This window comes from Rahnella sp. CJA17(1/100), from assembly GCF_963881615.1.
GTDB classification, from domain to species: Bacteria; Pseudomonadota; Gammaproteobacteria; order Enterobacterales; family Enterobacteriaceae; genus Rahnella; species Rahnella aceris.
In genome coordinates this window covers 1-8,831 of record NZ_CAWOJA010000029.1, presented here as the reverse complement: position 1 = coordinate 8,831, position 8,831 = coordinate 1, and the positions used below count along the sequence as shown (strand labels likewise).

Sequence of the window (8,831 nt, the reverse complement as noted above, 5' to 3'; positions counted from 1 at the left end):
GTCTCGCTTCGCTCGGCTCGAACCTTCGTGTCGAAGATTCTTCATCCTTCCCGCTCTGAGTTTTATTTAGTTTGGGATTTTTCGGAAGGTGCGATTGCACATAGAAGATGGTGGTGGGGGAAGGATTCGAACCTTCGAAGTCGATGACGGCAGATTTACAGTCTGCTCCCTTTGGCCGCTCGGGAACCCCACCACAACTTTTGTGGCATTTACTACATACTTCTTGGCCAAAACCATCATGTGCTACATGGATGATTTTTGTCGCTGCAGCGGTTAGCTGCGAACGGGGCGCATAATACCAAATGATTCGAAGGTGTAAAGCGCTGAAAGCGATAATAAAGTTCGTTTGCGGATTTTTTGCGCTTAACGGTGCTTCTCTGAGCGAAAAGCACCGTCAGAAGGCGGATTACAGAATGACAGTGCGGTTGCCGTAAACAAAGACACGCTGCGCCAGCACGCGATATAAGGCACGGCTGAGCACGTTTTTCTCAACGTCGCGACCGGCGCGCATCATATCTTCCGCCGTATAAGTATGATCGACGTTAATCACGTCCTGCATGATGATCGGACCTTCATCCAGGTTGTCATTCACGTAGTGCGCGGTGGCACCAATCAGTTTCACGCCGCGCTCATACGCCTGATGATACGGGCGGGCGCCAATAAATGCCGGCAGGAATGAGTGGTGAATGTTGATCACCTGATGCGGATAATGCTGCACAAAGCCCGGCGTCAGCACGCGCATGTATTTAGCCAGCACCACATAATCAGGCTGATACTGGTCGATTTGCGCAATCATTGCGCTGTCGTGCTGTTCGCGGGTCAGGCCGTCATGACTGACCAGATGGAACGGAATATCAAAACGCTCGACCAGCGTTTGCAGCGTGTCGTGATTACCGATCACCGCAGCGATTTCGACATCTAAACCGCCGTAAGCCGCTTTCATCAGCAGATCGCCCAGACAATGGGCTTCTTTGGTGACCAGGATAACAATGCGGCGGCGTCCGGTGCTGTTGAGTTCGCGCACGGAACCCGCAGGCAGCGCGCTGTCAAGATCGGCCAGCAGCGTGGTGTCGTTGAAAATCCCTTCCAGCTCGGTACGCATAAAGAAGCGTCCGGTGCGGTGATCGACGAATTCGTTGTTTTGCACGATATTAAGTTCGTGCTTGTAGCAAATATTGGTAATTTTGGCGATCAGACCTTTTGCGTCAGGGCAAATGGTGCGTAGTACCTTGGTTTGTACGTTCTGTTGCGGCATGAGGTTGTGGATCCTGTCCAAGACTTAAAATAGTACGGTTGAATTATTTACCGCAGCACTTCTTATATTTTTTACCCGATCCGCACGGGCAGGCGTCATTGCGTCCTGTCTGCGGTTTAATTCCGTCGATATAGTACCAGCGTTCGTTCAAACGAAGAAATCGCGAACGCTCATGGATCAGATGAATATGTTCGTCGCCGGTTTCGGTAAATCGTGCAGCAAACTCAACGAAACCTTCATCAGCATTGCGTCCCTCTGACTGCGCGATCACCTGTAAACCTTGCCAGTGCGTACTGGTAAAGCCTTCCTGTAAACTCTCACGCCAGCGCCCGGGTTGACAATCCGGATGCCAGGTGGCGATCAGATAACTCGCATTTTTCAGGACGTAGGCGGTGTAGCGCGAGCGCATCAGCGCAGACGGTGTCGGCGCCACTTTACACTCAGCGATGTATGGCTGGCAGCACTCTTCGAAAGAAAGGTTGCTGCAGCATGGGCAAAGTTCTGACACGGAAACTCCTGAATTGCAGGGCTTATAAATTTAACAACGCAGGTTGCGCTATTGAATGCACCAAACCGATATGTTACCTAACAAACTCGCCGGGTGACAACGCGCTTGCCCGTTGATTCTAATGCTATGCGCAATATAAGGTCATCAGATGAGCAGAAAAGTCACCATTGGTCTTGCCCTTGGCTCGGGAGCCGCGAAAGGGTGGGCGCACATTGGCGTGATTAATGCCCTGAAGGAAATGGATATCGACGTCGATGTCGTCGCCGGTTGTTCGGTTGGCGCACTGGTCGGCGCGGCCTACGCCAGTAACAGATTGCCTGCAATAGAAAGCTGGGTTCGCTCGTTCAGTTACTGGGATGTGCTGCGACTGATGGACTTTTCGTGGAAGCGCGGAGGATTGCTGCGTGGAGAGCGTGTGTTCAATGCCGTGGGGCAGTTGATCCGCATTGATGAGTTTGAAAAGTGCTCGAAGAAGTTTGGCGCAGTCGCCACCAATCTGAGTACCGGTCGCGAATTGTGGCTGACAAAAGGGGACTTGCATGAGGCTATCCGCGCCTCGTGCAGTATGCCCGGCCTGCTGGCCCCGGTCTGGCACAATGGTTACTGGCTGGTTGATGGGGCGGTGGTGAATCCGGTGCCCATTTCGCTGACTCGCGCACTTGGCGCTGATATCGTTATCGCCGTTGATCTCCAGCACGACGCGCATCTGATGCAGCAGGATTTGCTGACGGTACAACCGACCGGCGAAGCACTGGATACTGAGAAAGAAGTGAGCTGGCGTGACAGAATACGTCAGCGTTTAACCCGTCCAAATGCCAGAAAACCCAACGTCAGCCCCTCTGCGATGGAAATTATGTCAACGTCCATTCAGGTGCTGGAAAACCGCCTCAAACGTAATCGCATGGCAGGCGACCCGCCGGATGTGTTGATCCAGCCTTATTGCCCGCAAATTTCGACGCTGGACTTCCATCGGGCAGAAGAAGCGATCGAGGCAGGCCGTCTTGCCGTTGAAAAACAGAGAGAGCAATTGCTACCCCTGATTAAAAATAGACAGTTCTGAATGGCTTAAAATGTGTTTGGCTTAATCTGACAATTCTACCAAGCAAAAACAGGCTTTATGAGCCACTATTAGAATAAGAAATTCTGGGGGACCCTGATGGACAAGCCACTTACAAGCAAGCATATTCTCATCGTTGAAGACGAAGCCGTCTTCCGATCCATACTTGCTGGCTATGTAAGTTCCCTCGGTGCGACATTTACGGAAGCCGAAAATGGCCTTGAGGCTTTGTCGCTGGTCGAAGATTACCCGCCTGACCTGATTCTCTGCGATTTGGCGATGCCTGAGATGGGCGGGATGGAGTTCGTCGAAAACCTGCGATTACAGGGAAATAAAATCCCTGTTCTGGTGATTTCCGCCACGGATAAAATGACCGACGTTGCATCAATGCTGCGACTCGGCGTGGAAGATGTTCTTCTCAAACCGATCAGCGATCTCAACCGGTTACGTGAGGCGCTGCTTTCGTCTTTATACCCGAAGCTTTTTTCATCACAGGCGATGGAGGAAAGTTCGCTGGTTCAGGACTGGGAGGCGCTGTGCCGTAATCCTAATGAAGCACAGCGTTTGTTGCAGGAATTACAGCCACCGGTTCAGCAGAGGCTGGCGCATTGCCGCATCAACTACCGGCAACTGACATCAGCGGAAAGTCCGGGACTGGTGCTGGATATCGCCGCGCTTTCCTCCAAAGATCTCGGTTTCTATTGTCTGGATGTGACCCGTGCCAACGAAAATGGCGTACTGGCGGCGTTATTGTTGCGTGCTATTTTTAACAGCTTATTACGTGAGCACTTAAGTAATCAGCATCAGCGGTTGCCACAAATGTCGACGCTGCTTAAACAGGTCAACCATTTATTCAAGCAGGCAAATCTCGAAGGACAATTCCCGTTGCTGCTTGGTTATTATCATGCCGAGTATAAGAATCTCATTCTGGTTTCTGCGGGATTACATGCCAACGTGAATACCGGCACCAATATGATTCAGCTCAGCAATGGTGTGCCGCTCGGCACCACTGGGGCAACATACTCCAATCAAATCAGTCAGAAATGTGATGCCTGGCAATGTCAGGTCTGGGGTTCGGGTGGTCGTCTGAGATTAATGCTGTCTGTTGATTGAGCAAATTTATTACTATTGATAATAATTTATTAATAATCCTGAGCATTTTTCCCACACGTTTTTTTGTCTTCCCACTTTATTTCAATCTTCTAAGATGTATCTCAATGCAAAATATGCCTTTGCAGGCGCACTTGCGGCTGAAACTGGTATAATCCGTTCCGGTAAATTTGGCTGTCTATTTTACATTGTTTAAAATAACAAATAGGAATTCGCTGATGAAAGTAACAGTTTTTGGTATCGGTTACGTCGGACTTGTTCAGGCGGCGGTTCTTGCTGAAGTTGGGCATGAAGTTTTGTGTATCGATGTAGATGCAAAGAAAGTAGAAAACCTGAAAAACGGGCAGATCCCAATTTTTGAACCGGGCCTGACACCGCTGGTTCAGAGCAACTATGAAGCAGGGCGCTTGCTTTTCAGCACCAATGCGGCTGACGGTGTAGCGCATGCAACGGTACAATTTATCGCGGTGGGTACGCCACCGGATGAAGACGGTTCCGCTGATCTGAAATATGTGACTGCCGTGGCGCGTACGATTGCTGAGTACATGACCGAACCTAAAGTGGTCATTGATAAATCCACCGTTCCGGTCGGTACTGCGGACAAGGTCCGTGCAGTAATGACCGAGAAACTCAAAGAACGTGGTGCAGATATCAACTTTGATGTGGTATCAAACCCTGAATTCCTCAAAGAAGGTGCAGCAGTCGCAGACTGTATGCGACCTGAACGTATCGTCATCGGTACTGATAACCCGGATGCTATTGATCCGATCCGTGAACTTTACGAACCTTTCAATCGTAATCACGATCGTATGATCCTGATGGATATCCGCAGTGCAGAGCTGACCAAATATGCCGCTAACTGTATGCTGGCGACCAAAATCAGTTTCATGAATGAAATGTCTAATCTGGCAGAAATGCTCGGTGCGGATATCGAGAAAGTCCGCCAGGGTATCGGTTCTGATTCACGCATTGGCTACCACTTTATCTACCCTGGCTGCGGCTACGGCGGTTCGTGTTTCCCTAAAGACGTCCAGGCGTTGATCCGCACTGCTGAGCATATTGGCTATCAGCCTAAATTGTTGCAGGCGGTAGAACAGGTCAATTACCAGCAAAAATATAAATTGCCTGCTTTCATTCAGCGCCATTTTGGCGATGACCTGAAAGGGAAAACCTTTGCACTGTGGGGGCTGTCATTTAAGCCTAATACCGATGATATGCGTGAAGCATCGAGTCGCGTATTAATGGAACAACTCTGGGCTGCAGGCGCGAAAATCAAAGCCTATGATCCTGAAGCGATGAATGAAACGCAGCGGATCTACGGTCACCGTGATGATCTGGAATTGATGGGCACCAAGGAAGCGGCATTGCACAATGCTGATGCGTTGATTATTTGTACGGAGTGGCAGAATTTCCGTGCCCCTGATTTTGATGTGATCAAAAAAGCATTAAAAGAGCCGGTTATCTTTGATGGTCGTAATTTATTCGATCCTGAACGTTTGGAGAAACGCGGATTTACTTACTACGGCATAGGTCGTGGCGCATCAATCAATCCGGTTCTGTAAGGAGTTTTCATGAAATATCTGGTCACTGGCGCAGCGGGCTTTATTGGGTTCTATGTGTCACAACGTTTGTTGGCTGCGGGTCATTCCGTTATCGGCATTGATAATCTGAATGACTACTATGACGTCAATCTGAAACTTGCCCGCCTTGCTCAGCTGGAAAATAAAGTCGGCTTTGAATTTATTAAGCTGGATTTAGCTGATCGTGAGGGTATGGCCGCATTGTTTGCGGAACAGCGTTTTGAACGGGTTATCCATTTAGCCGCGCAGGCGGGTGTCCGATATTCAATCGAAAATCCTCTGGCTTATGCGGATGCCAACCTCATAGGATTTGTTAATGTTCTGGAAGGTTGTCGTCATAATAAAGTCGGACATTTGCTTTATGCCTCTTCCAGTTCAGTTTATGGCCTGAACAAAAAACAGCCTTTTTCAACGGATGATTCTGTGGATCATCCTGTTTCGCTGTATGCCGCAACGAAAAAGGCTAATGAATTAATGGCTCACACTTATTCACATCTTTATAAGATCCCCACGACCGGATTACGTTTCTTCACCGTATATGGCCCGTGGGGACGCCCGGACATGGCATTGTTTAAGTTCACCAAAGCAATACTTGCCGGGCAGAATATCGATGTTTATAACCATGGCGAAATGCGTCGTGATTTTACTTATATCGATGATATCGCCGAAGCCATTGTTCGGTTACAGGATGTTATTCCACAATCTGATCCGGACTGGACTGTAGAAGATGGCTCTCCTGCCAGCAGTTCTGCACCTTATAGTGTTTATAATATTGGCAACAGCAACCCCGTGAAACTGATGACGTATATCAGTGCGCTGGAGAAGGCGTTGGGAATGGTTGCGGGTAAGAATATGTTGCCAATGCAGCCAGGCGATGTACACGAGACCAGCGCAGACACATCACCGCTGGCTAAGGCGATTGACTTCAAGCCTGAGACACCTGTAGAGCAAGGCGTACAGCGCTTTGTGGACTGGTATCGCGACTTTTATCAGGTCTGATTTTGTATTTCTTACTAAAGGCTGCTGACGCAGCCTTTTTTATGGAATCAGTTAAATCTTATAGATGTTTATTGAACAGGTTGTATCAATCTGTTTTATCAGTTTTGTATTTTCGGTACGCCTGTTACAGCGTAATAAAAACAAAAAGCCCATCAGAGTGATGGGCTTTTTAGCATTAACAGTAACGTTAATGAGGGCAATTACAGCAGGAAATCGTCCAGTGATTTACCTTGCTCTTCGATTGCTTTCTTGATTACAGCTGGAGTACGACCCTGGCCAGTCCAGGTTTTGTTTTCGCCGTTTTCATCAACGTATTTGTATTTAGCCGGGCGTGCTGCACGTTTTGCTTTACCGGTCGCTTTAGTCGCAGCCATTGTCTGCAGCAATTCATTAGGATCAATACCGTCCGCAATCAGCATTTCGCGGTATTGTTGCAGTTTACGGGTGCGCTCTTCAATCTCAGCAGCTGCCTGAGAATCTTCTTCGCGACGCTCGTTCACAACAACTTCTAATTTTTCCAGCATCTCTTCCAGAGTTTCCAGAGTGCATTCTCTTGCTTGCGCACGCAGAGTACGGATGTTGTTCAGAATCTTTAATGCTTCGCTCATTATACTAGTCTCAAATTATATTGGTGGGGGGCGTTTGGCTAATAATAGAATGCTCTTCTGTATTCTGCAATAGCGAATTTGTTTGCTTGACCTTAATTTACGCATTTAAAGCAAATAATGTTTATCCGCAGAGAAATATAGCCAGGCCGCTTAGCGCTATTAATCTGGGGATGATAACCCTATTTTCAATCCTCTGTTGAGGATTGTTGATGCTTTGTGTAAGTGTTTTTTTAAGTCAGCGAGAGTTCACAAAATTAAAGGATCCGTGAAGTCATGTAATGTAAGGATATGGAAAGGCTTGAGAGATGAAGCACAAGATCAGAAAAATGATTCTTTGCCGGTAGCATTTCAATTGTCTTTTTTAATGTATAGACAAACTCTTACTCTGCAATGCAGACATATAAACTGCGCTTTCATTGCGGGTATTCTGCCGTGTCAGCAGGCCATAATTATCTCATGTCGTATAATTTTTATTGTAAGCCTCTGTGATTTCTTTACCGGGAATGAATGCCCGCCCGTGCCAGATATCAGTGCCACTCTCCGGTTGTTATAGTCTGCCAGGCATGTGATACAATACATGCCGAAAATTTATGCCATCCATTACTTTATGGGATCACTTCTTTATGGCTCAGCTTTATTTCTATTACTCGGCGATGAATGCCGGTAAGTCCACCTCGTTGCTGCAATCTTCATATAATTATCAAGAACGTGGTATGCGCACGCTGGTGTTAACAGCAGAACTTGATAACCGGTATGGTCAGGGTAAAGTCAGTTCGCGAATCGGCTTGTCGTCTCCTGCAGAGCTTTACAACACAGAGACAGAACTCTTCAATCTGGTGGCTCAGGAGAACCGCACACAGCGTTTGAGTTGCGTTCTGATTGATGAGTGCCAGTTTCTCACCAAAGCTCAGGTATCGCAGCTGACGGACGTTGTGGACGATCTGGATGTGCCTGTACTTTGCTATGGTCTGAGAACGGATTTTCGTGGAGAACTTTTTGAGGGCAGTGAATATCTGCTGGCCTGGGCAGATAAACTGGTTGAGCTTAAAACCATCTGCCATTGTGGTCGCAAAGCCAACCGCAACCTGAGACTGGATGAGAACGGTAACGCCTTACATGATGGCGCACAGGTCGTTATTGGCGGTGATGAAAGTTATGTTTCGGTCTGCCGTAAGCATTACAAAGAAGCGATGGCTGCGTTTGATGGCAGGGATGAAAGTAAGACTCTCTAAGTCATGAGCGCTGACTAAGTTCGATGAGCCAGAGTTGAATGATAAATCGCGAATTCGGACCATAAAAAAACCCGCCTTTCAGCGTAATGCCGATCGTTTAAGGATCAGTTGACCGATCCGGTGGCTCGTGTAAAAAGGGTTCATGCTCATCATGGACCCTTTTTAAATGGAACTTTCACAAGCTCTCGGTATTATCAATCTCACTGCCCCCGATGAAGTTCAAAGCCTCGCTGACCTCCTGTCTCCGGACCTCATTCAGCAAGCTTTTTCTCTCACTGACACCGTCACCCTACGCAAGCGTAAACTCCCCCTCGAGTCCATGGTCTGGCTGGTTATCGGCATGGCCATATTCAATAATAAGCCTATGAGTCATATCGTTAATCTGATGGATATTGTTGACCGAACCGGACGCTCATTCACCGCACCCAGCTCCGTTATTGCCCGCAGAAAAACGTTAGGTGAAGATGCCATCCGGGTTCTGT

General features: G+C 48.1%; 9 protein-coding genes and 1 tRNA gene. 6 read left to right on the top strand and 4 right to left on the bottom strand.

Features of this window, described 5'->3' with window-relative positions; translation table 11 throughout:
- Nucleotides 1–108: 108 nt before the first annotated feature.
- From AACU55_RS14595 to AACU55_RS14585, 3 genes are all read right to left on the bottom strand, one after another.
- Nucleotides 109–193: transfer RNA gene (locus AACU55_RS14595), tRNA-Tyr, on the bottom strand.
- A 213-nt stretch (nucleotides 194–406) separates the two neighbouring features.
- Nucleotides 407–1,255 (bottom strand): formyltetrahydrofolate deformylase, encoded by an 849-nt coding sequence (gene purU / locus AACU55_RS14590; RefSeq protein WP_013575956.1) that lies wholly within the window; start codon nucleotides 1,253–1,255, stop codon nucleotides 407–409.
- A gap of 43 nt (nucleotides 1,256–1,298) precedes the next feature.
- The gene (locus AACU55_RS14585) at nucleotides 1,299–1,763 is read right to left on the bottom strand and encodes a YchJ family protein (protein WP_013575955.1); all 465 of its coding nucleotides are present in this window, start codon (nucleotides 1,761–1,763) and stop codon (nucleotides 1,299–1,301) included.
- 148 nt (nucleotides 1,764–1,911) lie between these two features.
- On the opposite strand from AACU55_RS14585, the gene rssA reads away from it, so the two are divergent.
- The 4 genes from rssA (at nucleotide 1,912) to AACU55_RS14565 (ending at nucleotide 6,509) form a co-directional block, all read left to right on the top strand.
- Nucleotides 1,912–2,823, top strand: a complete 912-nt coding sequence (gene rssA, locus AACU55_RS14580) for a patatin-like phospholipase RssA (RefSeq protein ID WP_013575954.1) — start codon at nucleotides 1,912–1,914, stop codon at nucleotides 2,821–2,823.
- A gap of 96 nt (nucleotides 2,824–2,919) precedes the next feature.
- Nucleotides 2,920–3,933 (top strand): two-component system response regulator RssB, encoded by a 1,014-nt coding sequence (gene rssB / locus AACU55_RS14575; protein WP_134707140.1) that lies wholly within the window; start codon nucleotides 2,920–2,922, stop codon nucleotides 3,931–3,933.
- A gap of 215 nt (nucleotides 3,934–4,148) precedes the next feature.
- The gene (locus AACU55_RS14570; RefSeq protein WP_013575952.1) at nucleotides 4,149–5,492 is read left to right on the top strand and encodes a UDP-glucose dehydrogenase family protein; all 1,344 of its coding nucleotides are present in this window, start codon (nucleotides 4,149–4,151) and stop codon (nucleotides 5,490–5,492) included.
- 9 nt (nucleotides 5,493–5,501) lie between these two features.
- Entirely contained in the window at nucleotides 5,502–6,509 is a 1,008-nt protein-coding gene (locus tag AACU55_RS14565) for an NAD-dependent epimerase (protein WP_037034495.1), read from the top strand.
- A gap of 200 nt (nucleotides 6,510–6,709) precedes the next feature.
- On the opposite strand, the gene hns is transcribed toward AACU55_RS14565, so the two are convergent.
- Nucleotides 6,710–7,117 carry a histone-like nucleoid-structuring protein H-NS gene (gene hns, locus AACU55_RS14560; protein ID WP_013575950.1) on the bottom strand — a complete coding sequence of 136 codons (408 nt, stop codon included), beginning with the start codon at nucleotides 7,115–7,117 and terminating at the stop codon, nucleotides 6,710–6,712.
- Nucleotides 7,118–7,740: 623 nt separating this feature from the next.
- Here hns and AACU55_RS14555 point away from each other — a divergent pair.
- Entirely contained in the window at nucleotides 7,741–8,349 is a 609-nt protein-coding gene (locus AACU55_RS14555; protein WP_013575949.1) for a thymidine kinase, read from the top strand.
- Nucleotides 8,350–8,515: 166 nt separating this feature from the next.
- Nucleotides 8,516–8,831: transposase domain-containing protein (locus tag AACU55_RS14550; RefSeq protein WP_205960166.1), on the top strand; the 316-nt coding region annotated here is incomplete at its 3' end.

Bases quoted from the DNA above. Each gene is read 5' to 3' on its own strand.
- rssA (WP_013575954.1), top strand. From the start codon at position 1,912: ATGAGCAGAAAAGTCACCATTGGTCTTGCCCTTGGCTCGGGAGCCGCG.
- purU (WP_013575956.1), bottom strand. From the start codon at position 1,255: ATGCCGCAACAGAACGTACAAACCAAGGTACTACGCACCATTTGCCCT.
- hns (WP_013575950.1), bottom strand. From the start codon at position 7,117: ATGAGCGAAGCATTAAAGATTCTGAACAACATCCGTACTCTGCGTGCG.
- AACU55_RS14565 (WP_037034495.1), top strand. From the start codon at position 5,502: ATGAAATATCTGGTCACTGGCGCAGCGGGCTTTATTGGGTTCTATGTG.
- AACU55_RS14570 (WP_013575952.1), top strand. From the start codon at position 4,149: ATGAAAGTAACAGTTTTTGGTATCGGTTACGTCGGACTTGTTCAGGCG.
- rssB (WP_134707140.1), top strand. From the start codon at position 2,920: ATGGACAAGCCACTTACAAGCAAGCATATTCTCATCGTTGAAGACGAA.
- AACU55_RS14555 (WP_013575949.1), top strand. From the start codon at position 7,741: ATGGCTCAGCTTTATTTCTATTACTCGGCGATGAATGCCGGTAAGTCC.